Below are 17,360 nucleotides of genomic sequence, written 5' to 3'. Positions count from 1 at the left end.
GTACCTAGACTAATATAATTTATAAAAGTAAAAAACATCACAGGAGGTATTTATGCTAGTTGAAGTAGTTGGTATGAAACTTAAGAAAAAAGAGGCAATAAAACATATATTAAGGAAGATGCCTTTAATGAGTAAAGTAGCTCAGTTCAATGCAGTTGCCGAAGATATGCATTTAGAATATGTTGAGTTTAAAATATTAAAGTACGAAGTGACTAGTAAAACAAAAAGTAACACACTATTTAGAAATGGTAGTAAACAGCATGATATTACTATGCTTGTAAATACATATGATGGATACTCTGAGTCTGTGGAAATACTGCCTGATACAGAAAAGAGATACGTGGCTAAAAGTTGTATAAAAAAATCTAGAATAAAAGATGACGACATCATAGAGGGAGTTAAAGATCAAATAATTTACTTTTTAGGAAAAAAATATAAAAACGATGGAATGGATAGACTTAGCGTTCAAAATATAAATATCAGAGAGGTTAAGAGTATATATAAGCCATACTGGGTAGCCAATTTTAAAGGAAAAAACATATATATAGATGCTTGGAAAATTTAAAAAATAAAAGGTGATTACTCAAATATTAAATAAATGTGAGTAATCACCTTTTTTGATACAAACAAATTACTATATTACTTTTTCTTAGTTAAATAATCTAAAGTTTTTAATGTATATCCTTCTTGTTCCCAGTGAGTTAATACTTCATCTAATATCTCAGTATTAGTTTTAGAATTAGGATGAAGTAAAACTATTGCACCTGGATGAGTTCTAGAGTAGATTTTATCCTTTGCATATTCGTGTGTTGGCTGTTTATTTTCATACCAATCAACGTATGCGAAGCTCCAAAATATTGAACTATAACCTAAGTCCTGTGTATTTTTTAAAGAAGTCTCGCTAAACTTGCCCATAGGTGGTCTAAAATATTTAGGCATTTCTTTTCCGGTAACCTCTTTATATGCTTCAGAAACACTTAAAATCTCTTTTTTAAATTCATCTAAATCATTAATAGATGCCATAGATTTATGGCTCTTAGAATGATTACAAACCAAATGGCCTTCTTGTTCCATTCTTTTTATTATATCAGGGTTATTCTTGATATAGCTCTCAACAACGAAAAACTGTGCTGGAGCATTATGTTTTTTTAAGGTATCTAAAATATTATTTGTATTTCCGCTTTCATACCCTGCATCAAATGATAAGTATATAACTTTTTCATTTGGATCACCAACATAATAGGAACTATAATTTCTAAAAAAATTAGCTTCTTGTATTGGATTTGGCTGTTTACCATCATTTCTAGGATTAAAGTACCAGTTGTATTCCTGAGTGCTAAGCGATGGATTTACAAGCTGAGTCATAGATTTTGAAGTTAAGCTAGAATTAATAGTTATTAAGGTACCAAAGAGAAGCATACAAACTCCTATTATTAAATAATTTCTAACTTTGTTATTTTGATTCATATTGTCACCTCTTATAATGAATATTGTTACTATATTTTTACCTAAGTTCAAAATTTTATTTAAAATTATTCCTTAATATGATTTTTGGGAAGCTTATATTATAATAGTAGTTACGAACTTTTATAATAAAGTTGATTGAAAGGAAATATGAAATGAACTTAAACATTATTAGTTTATTAGACAATGTTGTTTTTTTAGATATAGAAACAAGTGGATTAGATCCTATAAACTCTGAAATATTAGAAATAGGAGCTATAAAAATAAAAAATGGAGAAATCTCAAGATTTTATACATTAGTTAAAAATAACAAAGAAATACCACTAGAGATACTTTCTCTTTGTAGTGGATTATCTGAGGAAGATTTTTCTAAAGGAAAAAAAGTACATGATGTAGAAGTAGATCTTTTGGTATTTCTTGAAGATTATAAAGTAATTTGCCATAATGCTAGCTTAGAAAAGAGTTTTTTAGAGTTTTACATGCCTAAGATTAAGAATGAAATTATTGATTCTATGGAATTAGCTGTAATTTTAGAACCGTACCATAAAGAGTACAGCTTAGATTATTTAAAGAAAGTATTAACGAATGAAAAAATAGATGAAAAGCATAGAGCATTAGATGATAGTCTAGATGCTGTAAAGGTTGTTAATGCTCTTCTTATGAGACTTAATAGAAAAGAGAAAAGCAGTCTAGAACCTATATCTTTTAAAATTAACTCTCAGCTAGGAAGATTTAGTTTGCCTCCATGGCAATGGAGTGAGTTCATTGAAAATGCCGACTACAAGTTGGGGAGTAATTTAGATGTTATATATGAAGAGGAAATACTCAATAGTGAAAATATTTCAAAAGAAAAGGAAATTATAAGAAAGATTTATAGTCAAAATAAACAGTATGAAGAACTTTTAAAAGATAAAGAAATATGGGCTAGTAAGGAAGGGTTTATATATGAATATAGACCAGGTCAGTATGAACTTACAAAAACTATAAGGGAATTGTTTGATGGTAGTAAGGCAGGGCCAAAGATTGCTAGTATAGAAGCTCCTACTGGAATTGGTAAGAGTGTAGGGTATCTTCTTCCTGCAATATTAGAAGCGCATCTTAATAAAAAAAGGATAATAATCTCTACAGATACCAAGGAGTTACAAATTCAATTAATAAATAAAGATATTCCAAATGTAATAAATTCTCTAGGTTTAAATAAGAAGATAAGCTATGGATACATTAAGGGTAAAAATAACTATATATGTGTCGAGAAGTTGGAGTCTTATATAATGGACTATTCTCCATCAAAAAGTAGCAGTGAAGATATTATAGCGCTATTGTACTTAGAACGATTAGTTGAAGAAGGTTTATATGGGGATATTGAAGAAATTAACTATTGGATTATAAATCATTTTGATAGTTTGGAGAATCATATAAGACATATTAGCTGTGATCCTAATTTATGTAGACCTAAAAAATGTATTAAAAATTGTCTATATAAAAGAAGAGTAGAAGAGCTGAAGGAAGAAGATATAACTGTAATAAATCACTCACTGCTATCTAAATGGCCATATAAGGAAGAGAAACCTATAGAAAATATTATTGTAGATGAGGCACATAACCTAGTCGAAAAGGGATATGACTTTTTTTCTAGTATTGTTGAATCAAGATCATTAAGATATTTTTTACAAGAGATATATCCCTATGAAAATATAAAAAATAGTCCTTTTGCTTATGATTTAGCAAATAAAAGATTTAAAAGAAATAAAAGTTTTGATAAATTTTATAATCATATAGGAATTACAAGAGAGGTCAAAGATAAGATAAGTAGAAATATAAACTTTATAGTTGAGGAAATGAACTCAATACTTGATTTTGGAAACCACAGTGATTATAAAGATATAAGTAGATACAACTTGAGATGGGAGTTGAATCTTCAATCTGACGAAGTTGCAGGAAGTGTTTATAGAGATAATCAAAAAAAAGAAATATACTATAAGGAATATAGCGAAAAGATAAAAGCTAGTTGTGAAAGTATAATTAGAAACTTGGCCTCAACTATAATTACTATAGAAAACTATATAGATGATGATAATGTAGATAAAGAAGAAGATATCTATAAATTTGGTAAGTCTAGAGTAAAAGATATAGAGGATATAAAAAATACCTTGCAAATATTTATGGAGTATAGTGAAGAAGATGATTTTGCAAGAATAGTAGAAATAGATAAAAGCTATAAAAATTTTGAATTTAGAGTAGTTCCACTGAAGTTAGCAGATTTATTTGAAGAAAATATATTGGCTACATTATCGAATGGAATATTCTTATCAGCAACATTAAGTGTACAAAATAGAATGAATTACTTTAAGAATACTTTAGGAATAAATAGAGTTGATAATATTGAAAAAGTAATAGAACCACTTTATGATTACCAAAGTAGAGTTGGAGTGATAGGTGTATCAGACATTTGTAGTTATCAAAATAAAGATTTTACGAAAGAGATGAGTGATTTTATCGCAAATACTGCGGAAACTACACAAGGTCATATGTTATCACTGTTTAACAGCAAGGAAAGGCAAGAAAAGACATATGAAGATTTAAAAGATAAACTACACTTAAAAAATATTGAGATATATATGAATAAAAGAGGGATAAAATATTTAAAAGATATTAACAAAAGATGTGTGGTATTGGGTTCAAAAGGATGCTTTGAAGGAGTGGATGTTCCTGGTGATGGATTAACTTGTGTAACATTAGATAAAATACCGAATCTAAATCCTAGGGATCCTCTATATTCTACTATAATAAAAAAATATAATAAGACCTATAACTCCCTAAATTATCCACAGATGGCTATAAAAGTAAAACAAGCTATGGGAAGGCTTCTTAGAAGCAAGTATGATTATGGATGCTTTATAATTTTTAACACAGGAACAAATATTAATAATTTAAAGAAGTTAGAAAAAGATTTACATGGTTGTAAAATATATAGTATGAGTATTAAAAATATTGATTATTACATTAATAACCACTTTAGACGATGTAGGTCAATGATTTTGAAGTCATCCGTAGTAGATGTATTTGAAGAGCTGGAATATATAAAGAACAAAGAAGAAACTGAGCTAGAAAAGTATATAAATAAAGAAATGAAAAATAGGAGTATTAAAATACAAGCTTTTAATATGGATGAAAGTAGAAAAACTTTCAAAGTAAAGTATTTTGATATAACTTATTTAATAAATAAGGATAAAATAAAATTAGAGTTAAAAAAATAAATGATGTCATTGTATGTAAAATGAAGGATTTATTATAAATAATTCAAGAATATGAAACTTAATAGAAAAATATAAAAGAAAAATAAAGCCTAGTATATTATAAATACTAGGCTTTTTAGATTATTTATAATTTAAAGAATTTAAAGTAAAAAAACAAAATTGAAAGAATATATTAGTGTTATTTAAATTTATTGAAAATTTGATACATTTCTGTTGACAATTGTCAGAATAATGATGTAATATATAAATATAATATAAAAGAAAAATTTTATGTGAAAATTATTTTGGGAGGGAGAAAAAAATGAATACAAAACAAATGGAAAAAGATCAAGTATTAAAAAAGAAAAACTTGTTCCAAAAGTGTTTAGACGGTATAGAAATAGTAGGAAATAAGCTTCCGCATCCAGTGGCATTATTCTCAATATTTTGTTTAGCAATTATGATTATATCTGCAGTAGCAGCAGCTTCAGGACTATCAGTAGAAGGTGAATTAATAAATAGAACTACAAATAAATTAGAACTTCAAACAATAACAGCAGTAAGTTTACTATCAAGAGAAGGTATAATTTATATGCTAGAGAATGCAATATCTAACTTCGTTAACTTTGCACCATTAGGAATGGTTTTAGTTGGTATGTTAGGTATAGGTACTGCAGAGGGAAGTGGATATATATCTGCTTTACTTAAAAAGACAGTAGCAATAACTCCAGCTCAATTAGTAACACCAATGGTAGTGTTCTTAGGGGTTATGTCAAATATAGCAAGTGATGCAGGGTACGTTGTACTTGTTCCGCTTGGAGCACTAATATTTATGTCATTTGGTAGACATCCACTTGCAGGGCTTGCAGCAGGATTTGCTGGGGTTTCTGGAGGATTCAGTGCAAACTTAATAGTTGGTACAATAGATCCAATGCTTGCTGGTTTATCTACAGAGGCAGCAAGAATGATAGATCCTACTTATACAGTAACAGCAACATCTAATATGTTCTTTATGATAGCGTCTACATTCTTAATAACTTTATTAGGTTGGTTTATAACAGATAAGATAGTAGAACCTAGATTAGGTGCTGTAAAAGGTGGATCAACTTTATCTAAAGATGATGATGATTTAAGAAACTTATCAGATAAAGAAAAGAAGGCATTAAAAATTACTAACTTTACTATATTAATAATATTAATTGCTATAGTAGGAATAGTATTAATGCCGAATTCAGTATTAAGAAATACAGCAATTGAAGCAGAAAAAGGTTTTGTGAACTCTATAATAGATCACTCTCCATTAATGAATGGATTCGTTCCTATAATGGCTATGATATTCTTTGTAGCGGCAATAGTTTATGGTAGAACATCTGGACAATTTAAAAATCATAGAGATGTATGTACTGAAATGGGTAAAGCGATGAGCTCAATGGGTGGATATATAGCATTAGCATTCATAATGGCACAATTCGTACAATACTTCTCATACACTAACTTAGGTACGATACTTGCAATAGAAGGTGCAAACTTATTAGGATCAATGAATATGAACTCTATAGTTCTTATGGTAGTATTCGTATTATTTGCAGGATTCATAAACTTATTTATGGGATCAGCTTCTGCTAAGTGGGCTATAATGGCTCCAGTATTCTTACCAATGTTTATGAAATTAGGTATATCTCCAGAGTTAACTCAAGTTGCATATAGAATAGGTGATTCAACTACAAATATAATATCACCACTTATGAGTTACTTTGCAATGATAGTTATATTTGCTCAAAAGCATGATAAAAAAGCAGGTATAGGAACATTAATATCTACTATGGTACCTTACACAATAATATTCTTAATAGGATGGATAATCTTACTAGGAATATGGATGATGTTAGGATTACCACTAGGACCTGGTGCAGGACTAGTTTATCCTTTAGCATAAGAAATCTAGAAGCACTTCTTTAAAAAGAAGTGCTTTTTTTATTTTATAAATATAAGTTCTTGAATAACTTTTAGCACTTTAGAGAAAATAAATTATAGGAATGATTTTAAATAATTAAAGTGTGGAGGAAAGTTATGAGCTACATATTATTGTTAATAGGATTTGTACTCTTGATAAAAGGTGCAGATACGTTTGTATCGGGGGCTTCATCAATAGCAGTGGCATTAAAAGTTCCGACTTTGATAATAGGTCTTACTATTGTTGCATTTGGTACTAGTGCTCCTGAAGCAGCAGTAAGTGTTACAGCTGCATTAAATGGTCAAAATGAAATGGCGATAGCTAACGTTGTTGGTTCTAATATATTTAATTTACTTGGAGTGCTTGGAGTGGCTGCGATAATAAATCCGATAAGAGTACAAAAAAGTACAATAATAAAAGAGTTTCCATTTGCTATATTAGCATCGTTAATATTAATGGTATTAGCCCATGATACAAAGTTTCAAGGATATAATTTAAATGCATTAACTAGAGCTGATGGTTTGGTATTATTAGCTTTGTTTGCGATATTTATGTATTACTTAATTGAAATGGCTATAACATCAAAAGAAGAAATGAATGTAGAAAAAGCGGATGAAAGTATGCCTATGAGCAAGGCGGTTATATTTAGTGTACTAGGTATATTAGGCATACTAATAGGCGGTAATATGGTAGTAGATTCTGCAAGTGATATAGCTATTTCCTGGGGAATGAGTCAGAATTTAGTAGGTCTTACGATTGTTTCTATTGGAACATCACTACCAGAGTTTGTAACAAGTGTAATAGCTGCAAGAAAAGGTGAAAGTGATATAGCTATAGGAAATGTTGTAGGTTCTAACATTTTTAATATACTATTTGTATTAGGTATATCATCATTTATACATGATATTTCAATACAGCCAATAGTATTTGTAGATATGTTTGCTATGGTAGTATTAAGTATTGTTACATATATATTTGCAACAACTAAAAAGAGTATTAGTAAGCCAGAAGGTTTCTTACTTGCACTTATGTATGTTGTATATATGGCATTTATAATAATAAGGAAATAAAAGAAAAAGGCATAACACAAAGTATTATTTGTGCTATGCCTTTTATATATTAAGCTATAGAATGCTCTTTTATAGTTTCTTCTTTTGGTAATTTTGCTATTGATATTCCTGTAGCTCCATATATTAATGAAATTATAGGACATAGCAAGTTGAAAAATGCAAATGGTAAAAATGCGAACGATCCAACTCCAAGAGTTGCTGACATATAAGCACCACATGTATTCCAAGGAATTAACGGAGATGTTATTGTAGCACTATCCTCCAATGCACGAGATAGGTTTTTAGGGTCCAATCCTTGCTTTCTAAATGCATCTTTGTACATACTTCCAGGTATTACTATTGATAAGTATTGATCAGCTACAGCTAAGTTTGTAGCTATACAAGTAAAAATAGTAGCAAATATTAATCCGAAAGTACCTTTAGCTACCTTTAATATAGATTTAGCTAGAACTTCAAGCATACCAGTTTTTTCAAGTATACCACCTGTAACTAATGCACAAAGCATTAAAGAAACAGTACCTAGCATACTATCAAGACCTCCGCGAGTAAGTAGAGAGTCTACAAATTCCATTCCAGTATTAGAAACATATCCACTCTTAGCAATTACAAATGCATCTGCTATCGATGCATCTTGAACTACAATACCAACAACGCCACCAAGCAAAGTACCTATAATTAGTGCTGGAACAGCAGGAACTTTTAATATTACCATTATTATAACAGCTGCTGGTATTAAAAGTAATAATGGAGATAATGTATTAAAGTTACCTAGTAAAGCAGTTTGTATTTCTGTAATTTGGCTAGTATCTATTTGGTTACCCGCATATTTAAGTCCTATTACAGCATATAAGATAAGAGATATCACTAAAGCAGGAATCGTTGTATATAACATATGCTTAATATGTTCAAATAAGGTAGTACCAGCCATTGCAGGAGCTAAGTTTGTTGTATCTGATAGAGGAGACATCTTATCTCCAAAGTAAGCACCAGAAATTATTGCACCAGCTACTATTTTAGCAGGAATACCAAGAGCACTACCTATACCAAGAAGTGCTATACCAATAGTTCCTGCTGTAGTCCAAGAAGAACCAGTAGAAATAGAAACTATTGCACATATTAATGTTGTTGCTACTAAAAATATACCAGGAGACAATATATTAAGCCCCCAATAAATCATACTAGGAACAACTCCACTAAGAATCCAAGTACCAATTAACATACCAACAACTAATAAAATTAAAATTGATGGCATTGTAGAATTTATTGTATTAAGAATTCCATCTTCTAATTCTTTCCAAGTAAATCCAAGTTTAAAAATAGCTACGCATCCAATAAATATACCACCTACAATAAGTGGTATGTGAGCAGATATTTCATATTCCTTTAAAACTACTAAACATGTTACTAATACTGCAACTAAAAAACCAATAGATAATAATGCATCCAATAATGTTGCTTGCTTTTTTGTTCTTTGCGACATGAGAGACCCCCTTAGTTTTTCTGAGAATATAACAGTGATAAGAACTTGAGGATTAAAAAAAGCCTAGAGTGAAGCACTCTAGACTTAAGTATTCAAAGTAATATAATTTGAATCTACACTTAATCTAAAGATAGCTCTTCACAAATTATTGTGACAGTGTTATGCATATTCTACATAACCCCAACATATAAGTGTTAAGCATTACTTATATATTTCGGCATCGTTACCTTTTATTTTGCTTCATCGTGCTACCTCCACAAAACTACTCTTTAACAATGCGACCTCTATCAATAGTTATATTCGATATTTTATTTCAAAATAATTCGCAAAAAATTATTTTTATAAACAATTTATTTTATAAGATAAATTATATCATGAAACAATAGGATAGAAAAGAGGGAAAATCTACTACTTATTGAATTGATATTAAGTGTTGAGTTATTTATTGCTAGCAAATAAAACTTTTAAACAGGTTATATTTGGGTTAAAATAGTTAGTACCGTAAAATTTATATATCAAATATTATATTTTGGAATTAAAGTTAATCTTATAGGAGTGGTTGATATTGAGTAAGAAGAAGTTTTATGCAGTTAGAAAAGGTAAAAAAGTAGGCATATATGAGACTTGGAATGAATGTAAGGAACAAGTCAATGGTTTTTCTGGTGCAGAGTATAAGAGCTTTCCTACACATGAAGAAGCTAAAGAATATGTACATGGAACAAAATTAGTGACCATAAAAAATCCGGAAAGTACTGTAGAGGCCTACGTTGATGGTAGCTATGAACATTCTATAAGAGAGTATGGATCGGGAGTAGTTATTCTTAAAAATAAAGTTGTAGAAAAAACCTATAGCATAAAAGGAAAAGATGAAAAACTTGTAGGGATGAGAAATGTAGCCGGAGAGATAGAGGCATCTAAAATAGCTATGAATTATTGCTTAGAAAATAAGATTGAAAATTTAATTCTTTACTTTGACTACGAAGGTATAGAAAAATGGTGTATGGGAATTTGGAAAACAAATAAAGAAGGAACAACAGCGTATAAACAATTTTATGATAGTATAAAAAATAAACTAAATGTGAAATTTGTAAAAGTAAAAGCTCATAGTGGCGATAAGTACAATGAAGAAGCTGATAAACTAGCAAAAAAAGCAATAGGAATATAAAAGGGTCTTGCAAATTATCTGCAAGACCTTTATTTTTTAAAACTTACCAAATACATTTTGTAACTCTATTTTTAGTTCGTTAGGACTAAATATACTATCATTCATAGCTTTAGCTAATATATTTGCTTGGTCATAAGTAGATGTCCAAGAGAATATGCCTCCTAAACAGTTTTCAAGTACATATTGACCCTTTAAGAATATTGATAACGCATTATCATAAGACATTGCAAATTCGCCATCTTTAACCAAATAAGGAACCTGTGCTTCTCTGTCGAATCTAAACTCATATCCATTTTTATTTATATAATTTTTTCTAAGCTCATCATAAGATCTTGTTATTGTAGCACCTAGTCTACCGTAGAATGGAACACCTAGCATTATTTTTTCTGCTGGCATACCAGCATCTATAAGATTATTTACCATGCCATCTACACTATACCCAGGAAGGGAAAGGCTGGATGGATAAAGGTTAGCCTGATGTTTTCTGCCATTTGCTCCAGTTTCACCAGCAGTAAAGTCATAACTCATAAGATTAAAGTAATCAATAATTGGAGCGATATTTGCGATATCAGCACTAGTATTTAAATAAGCTTTATCACCTGTACCTGCAATACTTAACCATTTATCATCACCAATAACATCTCTTATTGCTGTAAGCAGTAGTGTGAAATTTTCTCTATCTTGAGGTCTAGATTTTATACCTGCTGCACTGCTTCCAGGGTATTCCCAGTCTATATCAATACCATCTAATCCATATTGATTTATCAATTTATTAACTTCTCTAGCAAAATTATATCTAGAAGTAGGAGTTAAAGCAGCATCGGAAAATCCTTCAGTTCCCCATCCTCCTATAGCTGCTATTACTTTTAGACTAGGTTTCTCTGCTTTCAAATCTATTAGTTGTTGTAAAAATCTAGGTGTAGGAACTAATAAGGTACCATCATCATTTATTTCAACAAATGCATATATAACAGCGTCAAGAAGTTGAGCATCTACATTAGTAGGATTACCTAGAACATACTCCATAACAATCGGAGTAACATCAGGGCAATAATTAATATCTACTGGCTGGAATTCTGATCCAGTTATCTGAGGTCGATTACTTTTCTTGAGAGATGATTTTTTATTGTTTGAAGCATTATGACAAGGATTTTGATTTGAGCATGAGCAATGTTTATTATTAGTGCTACTATCAGGAACAAAGCACAAATACCAATCTACGCATGATTGATGCTTTCCGCAATTATTAACTCTATCTTTTAGCTCTTTAAATGTTTTAGGATATGGTAGTATTACTGGCATACCAGGGAACCAGTTTGCAGGAGTAACTACGTTATCTCTATCGCTAGTCTGAAGTGCCTCTATGATTCTTAGGATCTCAGGTATATTTCTTCCTGTTGTTTGAGGGTAGTAAAGTATAGTTCTTAAAACTTGCTTATCATCTATAACAAATACGGAACGTATAGTTGATGTATTGCTAACAGCTTCAGAAATCATACCATAAAGTCTAGCTACTCTCATATCTCGGTCTTCTATAATTGGAAACGGAATTTCAACCCCTGTTAATAAGCACATATTGTAAATCCATGCTAAATGAGAACTATTGCTATCTACGCTAAGTCCAATTAATTCTGTATTTCTTTTTTGAAACTCATTATAGTATTTTGCAAAACATAAAAATTCGGTAGTACATACTGGTGTAAAGTCACCAGGATGTGAGAATAAAACAACCCATTTTCCAGTGTAGTTAGATAATTGTATAGGTCCCATAGTTGTATCAGCACAAAAATCAGGAGCCTTTGACCCTAGACTAGGAAGACATGGCATATATATCACCCCTTAATTAGTAAAATATCATCTGTTTTATTTTATTAATTTGTTATTACTAATGTTACTCTTAAAAAATATAATAAAAATTTAATTATATTTTTATTTAACTTATAACAAAAAACAGCAATAATAATTGCTATTTTACTACTAATTTGCTATAGTTAAGTATAGGAATGATTGTAAAGATTTGTTATTATATGGGGTGAGGAAGTTGAAAAAAGTCCTAAGGATTATTATTATGTCGCTTGCGATATGTTTTCCAATAACATTTGCAATAATGATAATAAATGCAACATTAGGTGTATCTGTAGGAATAGGTTATTATTTAACAATGGCATCTTTATCAACAGTATGTTTAGTAATAGGACTAGTGCTATTTAATTCTAAAAAAATATTCGCTAGCAAGAATAAAGTTGTTAATAAAAATAATTCTAAACCTGCTACAAAACAAAATAAACCAAAGTCAGTTGGACACAGAAGAAAAATATCATAATAAAAAAGAATTTAGTTTATTTATAAAGGTTAAAACACAGTTAATACTGTGTTTTTTCTGCTTTATAACATAAAAGTAGCATATCGATAATAAAAAATAAGTAGGGGATAAGTCTAAATACTTATAGGAGGATGCTATGGAATATAAAATTTTAAAAGGTAGTGTAGTTGGTTATAAGAATATATTAAAGAATAAAGGGTCTCAGGACTATGTAGAATATAAAAAAATTAATAATGGTGTTATATGTACTGTAGCTGATGGACATAGCACTGATTATTTTGAGTATAGTGATGAAGGAGCAAAGTTTGCTTGTGAAGTAGCAATTGAAGTTCTTGAGAGCTATGTAGACGAGGATGGATTAGAATTAGCACTTAAAGAGAGCGAAGTGCAACAGTTAATTTGCAATAGATGGAACAAGAGGGTAGAGGATCATTATAAAAGCATATATCCAATAGTTTTTAAAACAGAATATATAAAGTACTCCACAACTCTTACCGCTGTAGTTATTACAGAAAAATTTAGAGCATATTTGAAAATAGGGGATGGAAGTATAGTTTTAAAAGAAAATAATAATTATAAGAAGATAATAGATAATAACGCTAGTCAAAAAATAATTGACTCTATAGGAAGAGAAGGTTCTTATAAAAATATATACTATAAATTTGATGAAATAAATAATGATGAGAATAATTTACAGTGGGTTATTTTATTTAGCGATGGTTATGATAATTCATTTATGACAAAAACAGATTTATATGAAAGTATAGAAAATACTATTTATAAGTATGATAAAAGTATTTTTTCTAGAATGATGCTAATAAAAGGATACAAAAATTACCTAAGCTTATTGAGTGAAAATATAAGTAAAGATGATATTAGTATAATTTTTATAGGCATAAATTAGCATTTTATAAGCCTTGTCTACAAAGGATAAATTATAGTCTATAACATCGAAATATGATATAATAATAAGAAAAAAGTAACATATACAATAAAGACTATTATTGAGTTAGAAAGGAAAAAATAATGGGTTTGAAGGAAAGGTTTGAAAAAATAGTCGACCTTATAGACTCTCATAGAAAGACTATAGTTACGGCTTCATTATCAATACTGGGACTTATATTTTTGATGATAATTTTCTTTGTTAGTAGTGATGAATTTAGCGTTTCGAAAGAATCATCGATACTACTTAAACATATAGAAAGTCGAAAATATGGGGTAGCACTTAACTACTACGAAGACCTAGAAAAAGAATTCTCTCCATCGAAAATGGAAAGATTTGATAAAAACGTATCAAAAAAAATAAATAAATTAATGATTAGCAGTGGAGATAAGTTTATTAATACTCAGATAACAAAAGAACATTATATAGGCTTAATAAGCACAGTAAATGCACTTAGAGGGATAGATGTAGATTTAAAGAAAATTGTAGATCAGGCTAGCAGGGTAAGTGAAATGTATAAAAGTGAAAATCTAAGCTATGATATTGCTATGTCTTATATAAATACGGCTTCAAGTTTAGATGGTATGGGTAATGATTTAGATGTATACAAGCAAAACATAACTGTTTTGTATGACTCTAGAAAGATGTTTGAAGCAGCAGAGGAAGATAAAAATATAAAAAAGTATCACGAGGCAATTAAATCATATGATAAGGTCTTAGAAGAAGACAAAAAGTATTATGATTTGGCTCAGAATGCTAAAAAAGAATGTATAGGCTTAATGTATGATTACTATATAGAACAGGCTGATGAAGCTAATGAACTTGGTAATTATGAAGAAGCGCTACAATATATAGGCTACTTAAAGCCTTATTATCAAGAAGACGAAAAACTATTAGACCTAGAGTCAAAGTACCAAAAGAACTTATCTCTTTATACTCTAACTCCAAATGATATTATTAATTTAATTGCGAAAAAGAGTGGAAAAGATAAAGAAGGATTGACTGTAACTTCATTCCAACAAATGATTGGTGGAAGTAAATATTACTATGTAGAAGTATTTGAATATGAAGAACTTATAGATGAGATATTAGTAGATGCAAAAAGCAGAAATATATATTCTTATAAAGGATCAAATAAAGATTATAATTCAACGTACTCAGATGGATACTTTAGAGTAAGTAAAGATAGTGAAATTCAATTTGCGATAAGTTCAAATCAAGCTCAAACTGTATTAGAAAATAAATTTAAAGATAAAGATTATCAGTATAAAAATATTTCTATGGTTTCTAAAGACAAGGCTTATAAGTATATAGAAGATAAAGAAGGTTTAGATTCGTTATTAGAAAAAGACAAAGATGTGTATTATTATGCATTGGTTGGAAAGGGCATATTTAAGAAAAAAGAAGTTTATGTGATAAATATGTATAATAAAAAAGTCTATTCTACATCTGAATATGAAATAAAAGGTTACTAGAGCGTGTTTTTTAACACGCTTTACAAATTTGGTAAGGAGATAAGCATATGACAAGTATAAAGAGGAATATTTACATAAGCATAGCTATAGTAATAGCAATAGTGGGAATATTTATCGGGGTGATGTATTCTCAAATTAATGGAGATAAGATCTCTAAAAATACGTATATAAATGAAATAGATGTAAGTGGAATGACAAAGATAGAAGCAATAAAAGAATTAGAAAAGAAATACACTATAGGTAATATAAAATTTTCATATTCAAGCGATACCTGGGATATATCACCAAAAGATATTTCACTTAAATATAACTTAGAAGATACAGTAGAAAAGGCATATAAATTTAATAAAGGGAAAAGCTTTGGAGAAAATCTAATTAATACTATCAAATCTAATTTTGGGAAAGTAAATAATATAGAAGTATCTACTGAATACAATGAAGAGAAATTAAAAGATAAAATAGAGAATATTGCTAAAGAAATAGATGTAGAAGTTAAAGATGCAAGTATAAGTATTAGTGGATCTAATATAAACATAACAGATGATCAACCTGGACTTAAAGTTAATGTAGGAGATAGTGTATCTGAATTTAAAAATAAAGTAAGCAAAGGGAACTTAAATCCAGAAATAATTGTTACGAAGGTTGAAGCAAAAATTAAAAAAGAAGAGTTAGAATCTATAGATACTGTTCTAGGAAGCCACTCAACTAAGTTTGATGGAGGTACTACAGGAAGAAATACAAACATAAGATTAGCAGCAGAAAGAACTAGCAATGTATTATTAATGCCAGGAGAGAGTTTTTCTTATAACGATCACACTGGTCTTAGAACTATAGCAAATGGATATAAAAATGCACCTGTAATAGTTCAAGGTGTAGTACAAGAAGGTGTAGGAGGTGGCGTTTGCCAAGTATCTACTACATTATACAATGCTACACTATATGCAGGTTTAGAATATGTAAATTTAAGAAACCACTCAATACCATCTAGCTATGCAGAAAAAGGAAGAGATGCAACTGTTGCTGATGGGAGTATAGATTTTGTATTTAAAAACAATTTAAGTTATCCTATATATGTTAATAATTATGTTTCTGGTAACACTGTAACATGCCAAATATATGGAAGTTATAAAGATAAACAAAAAATTGAAATAGTAACTAGTACAGATGGTGTATCAGCTGCACCAACAAAAAAGGTAGATGATCCAACACTACCTCAGGGTCAGGAAAAAGTATTAGAAAAAGGTAGAGACGGATATACAGTATCTACATACAGAGTATATAAAGATGGTAATGGAGACGTGCTTAAGAAGGAAAAGGTAAGTACATCATACTATCCTAAAAAGCAAGGTGTTATAGCTGTTGGGACTATGCAAGAGGCAGTACAACCACCAGAAAATCAACCACCAGTAGAGGAAAGTAAACCACCAGAGGAGAATGCTGAGAGTCAAACGCCACAGCCAAATCCTCCTCAAGAACCGGTACCACAAGAGACAGCACCAGAAGAACCAGCACCACCACAAGAATAATTATCAAAAAGTATAGAAAGAACTAGGAGGTATTACTTTGAACTTAAATGATATAACAAATTATATTCAAAGTATTTGTGAGAATATTTCTAATGTGCTAGATGTTCATGTCACTGTAGTGACAACTGATTTAACTAGGATAGCTGGAACAGGTGTCTTTAAAGAGCAAATAAATAATAAAATATCAGACGATTCCATTTACAAAAAGGTACTAGAAACTGGAGAATCATTTGTTATAAATAAGGATATAGAAGAAAAGTGTGTTAAATGTACAAATAGAGATATATGCAAGGAGCTAGCAGACATTTGTACACCAATTAAATTAAATGATGATATAGTTGGTGTTTTAGGAATAGCTGCTTTTAGCATTGTGCAAAAAGATAGTATATTATCTAAAAATAAAGAGCTAACAGAATTTATAAAGAGTATGTCAGATTTGATTTCTTATAAATTATATGAACTATATAAGCAAGAAATTAAAACGATGGATGATTTAGAAAAAGAAGCAATAGAAAGAGCAATTAAAAAATATGGAAGCAATACCGAGGGAATGAAGATAGTAGCAGAAGCGTTAAATATAGGTATTGCAACACTATATAGGAAAGTAAAGAAGTTTAATATTAAATATTAATATGCATATTTTGACTTAAATCGACAAATATGTTATCTTAATATAAATACAGACAGGAGGAGATTATTATTTTAGCGAAAAATATTAAAGCTG

Annotated in this window: 13 protein-coding genes and 1 riboswitch; of the genes, 10 read left to right on the top strand and 3 right to left on the bottom strand. The window is 29.6% G+C overall.

Features of this window, described 5'->3' with window-relative positions:
• The first annotated feature begins 52 nt into the window (after nucleotides 1-52).
• A complete protein-coding gene (locus CHL78_RS01850; RefSeq protein ID WP_094366882.1) occupies nucleotides 53-565 on the top strand; it encodes a hypothetical protein in 513 nt (170 codons plus the stop codon).
• 74 nt (nucleotides 566-639) lie between these two features.
• Here CHL78_RS01850 and pdaA read toward each other — a convergent pair whose 3' ends face one another.
• A complete protein-coding gene (gene pdaA / locus CHL78_RS01845) occupies nucleotides 640-1,467 on the bottom strand; it encodes a delta-lactam-biosynthetic de-N-acetylase (protein ID WP_094366881.1) in 828 nt (275 codons plus the stop codon).
• 152 nt (nucleotides 1,468-1,619) lie between these two features.
• On the opposite strand from pdaA, the gene CHL78_RS01840 reads away from it, so the two are divergent.
• The 3 genes from CHL78_RS01840 (at nucleotide 1,620) to CHL78_RS01830 (ending at nucleotide 7,724) form a co-directional block, all read left to right on the top strand.
• Nucleotides 1,620-4,721 (top strand): helicase C-terminal domain-containing protein, encoded by a 3,102-nt coding sequence (locus CHL78_RS01840; protein ID WP_094366880.1) that lies wholly within the window; start codon nucleotides 1,620-1,622, stop codon nucleotides 4,719-4,721.
• Between the two features lie 301 nt (nucleotides 4,722-5,022).
• Nucleotides 5,023-6,636, top strand: a complete 1,614-nt coding sequence (locus CHL78_RS01835) for an AbgT family transporter (RefSeq protein ID WP_243446350.1) — start codon at nucleotides 5,023-5,025, stop codon at nucleotides 6,634-6,636.
• A 134-nt stretch (nucleotides 6,637-6,770) separates the two neighbouring features.
• Entirely contained in the window at nucleotides 6,771-7,724 is a 954-nt protein-coding gene (locus tag CHL78_RS01830; protein ID WP_116041167.1) for a calcium/sodium antiporter, read from the top strand.
• A gap of 49 nt (nucleotides 7,725-7,773) precedes the next feature.
• Here the strand turns inward: CHL78_RS01830 and nhaC are convergent, their stop codons facing one another.
• Nucleotides 7,774-9,204, bottom strand: coding sequence for a Na+/H+ antiporter NhaC (gene nhaC / locus CHL78_RS01825; protein ID WP_116041165.1), 1,431 nt, complete (start codon nucleotides 9,202-9,204; stop codon nucleotides 7,774-7,776).
• A 123-nt stretch (nucleotides 9,205-9,327) separates the two neighbouring features.
• Nucleotides 9,328-9,499: riboswitch (Lysine riboswitch) on the bottom strand.
• Nucleotides 9,500-9,769: 270 nt separating this feature from the next.
• Between nhaC and CHL78_RS01820 the strand changes: the two genes are divergently transcribed.
• A complete protein-coding gene (locus CHL78_RS01820) occupies nucleotides 9,770-10,369 on the top strand; it encodes a ribonuclease H1 domain-containing protein (RefSeq protein WP_116041163.1) in 600 nt (199 codons plus the stop codon).
• Nucleotides 10,370-10,405: 36 nt separating this feature from the next.
• On the opposite strand, the gene CHL78_RS01815 is transcribed toward CHL78_RS01820, so the two are convergent.
• Nucleotides 10,406-12,196 (bottom strand): peroxiredoxin, encoded by a 1,791-nt coding sequence (locus CHL78_RS01815; RefSeq protein WP_199533970.1) that lies wholly within the window; start codon nucleotides 12,194-12,196, stop codon nucleotides 10,406-10,408.
• Nucleotides 12,197-12,437: 241 nt separating this feature from the next.
• On the opposite strand from CHL78_RS01815, the gene CHL78_RS01810 reads away from it, so the two are divergent.
• The 5 genes from CHL78_RS01810 to CHL78_RS01790 all read left to right on the top strand — a co-directional run bounded on the left by CHL78_RS01810 (nucleotide 12,438) and on the right by CHL78_RS01790 (nucleotide 17,267).
• Complete coding sequence (locus tag CHL78_RS01810) at nucleotides 12,438-12,692, top strand: hypothetical protein (protein ID WP_094369206.1); 255 nt, start codon at nucleotides 12,438-12,440, stop codon at nucleotides 12,690-12,692.
• Between the two features lie 136 nt (nucleotides 12,693-12,828).
• Nucleotides 12,829-13,596: a protein phosphatase 2C domain-containing protein gene (locus CHL78_RS01805; protein ID WP_094369205.1), complete on the top strand. Its 768-nt coding sequence runs from the start codon at nucleotides 12,829-12,831 to the stop codon at nucleotides 13,594-13,596.
• A 122-nt stretch (nucleotides 13,597-13,718) separates the two neighbouring features.
• Nucleotides 13,719-15,110, top strand: coding sequence for a UbiD family decarboxylase (locus CHL78_RS01800; protein ID WP_094369204.1), 1,392 nt, complete (start codon nucleotides 13,719-13,721; stop codon nucleotides 15,108-15,110).
• A 47-nt stretch (nucleotides 15,111-15,157) separates the two neighbouring features.
• On the top strand, nucleotides 15,158-16,636 hold the full coding sequence (locus CHL78_RS01795) for a VanW family protein (RefSeq protein WP_094369203.1): 1,479 nt from the start codon (nucleotides 15,158-15,160) through the stop codon (nucleotides 16,634-16,636).
• A gap of 37 nt (nucleotides 16,637-16,673) precedes the next feature.
• Complete coding sequence (locus CHL78_RS01790) at nucleotides 16,674-17,267, top strand: GAF domain-containing protein (protein WP_094369202.1); 594 nt, start codon at nucleotides 16,674-16,676, stop codon at nucleotides 17,265-17,267.
• Nucleotides 17,268-17,360: the final 93 nt, after the last annotated feature.

The sequence above is a fragment of the Romboutsia weinsteinii genome, assembly GCF_002250835.2.
GTDB classification, from domain to species: Bacteria; Bacillota; Clostridia; order Peptostreptococcales; family Peptostreptococcaceae; genus Romboutsia_A; species Romboutsia_A weinsteinii.
This window is presented reverse-complemented; position numbering and strand designations above follow the sequence as displayed.